This window comes from Oleiphilus sp. HI0086, from assembly GCF_001635225.1.
The window spans coordinates 1-999 of the sequence record NZ_LWFZ01001351.1 but is presented as its reverse complement, the minus strand read 5'-3'; the positions used below and the strand labels follow the sequence as shown (position 1 = coordinate 999).

Genomic DNA, 999 nt, shown 5'->3' with positions numbered 1-999 from the left:
AGACTGTAGCGGAAGAGTTAAGAACTTATGGTGCACCTTCTAGTTCACAAGAAGGTCGAACGAATGACTTATCAAACCTAAAGCGGTATCAACCTATTGTAGATATGGTTAATCACTTTAATCAGATGAATGATTCAATGGGAGTGTTTGAATCTCCGCGCGACTCAATGGTCAGCTTGATTCGTGAAACGCTTGAAAGAGTGAAAGATATGATGAGTGAATTAAGTGAAAATAGCGCTGACGCTGATAAGTCTATGATTCCAGTAGATAAGGTAACTGTTTCCCACTTTATCGAATTTAGTGAGTACTTATTGTCTGAATGATTTTAGAGGTGGCTTCCTAGGTTAAAATAAATTCTAGCCTCGGTAACGGGGCCTAAGTAGCTGTTATGTCTACGTAGATGGTTAGCTTCTGTCCTGGCTGTAGATATTTTTTCTTGTTTAGCTTGTTCCAGCTTACTAGGTCATTAATCGTTACGCTGAACTTACTTGCGATGCGAGCGAGCGAGTCACCTTTTCTTACTCGATAGCCAATCTTTCTGATCATTTGCCTTTTATCTCTAAAAGACGGTAGCGGCATGCTTGCTTTACCTACATCCTTAAGTGACCAGATAATTAATTCCTGACCTGGCTTAATCGGGTCAGTGGGTGCCATGCCGTTCCACTTGGCTAGAGAGCGAACGCCTACTTTGTGAGCTCTGGAAATATCCCACATGGTATCTCCAGAGCGTACTTTATAACGTAGTTTCTTGCTGCCTTGGCTTCCGGATATTTTGTCTTGCTTGCGCTTGAGTCGATTATGCTGGCTTAAGTTGTAATAAGCTTTACCTTCAGATGCAACAGGGATAAGTAATTTTTGTTTCTCTCTGATCGTGTTAGAGCGCAGCTGATTGACTTGCTTAATCAAGGTTGGAGTTGTGTTGAATTTCTTTGCTATGCGAATTAAGGAGTCACCGCGTTTTATACTGTAGCGAGTCCAGTTGAGCCTCTTTTCTGGAGG

At 41.8% G+C, this 999-nt stretch carries 2 protein-coding genes; one reads left to right on the top strand and one right to left on the bottom strand.

Annotated elements, in window-relative coordinates:
• On the top strand, positions 1–323 hold a 323-nt coding region (locus tag A3756_RS28235; protein ID WP_197481491.1), incomplete at its 5' end, for a hypothetical protein.
• A gap of 52 nt (positions 324–375) precedes the next feature.
• Here A3756_RS28235 and A3756_RS23280 read toward each other — a convergent pair.
• Positions 376–999: LysM peptidoglycan-binding domain-containing protein (locus tag A3756_RS23280; RefSeq protein ID WP_156490723.1), on the bottom strand; the 624-nt coding region annotated here is incomplete at its 5' end.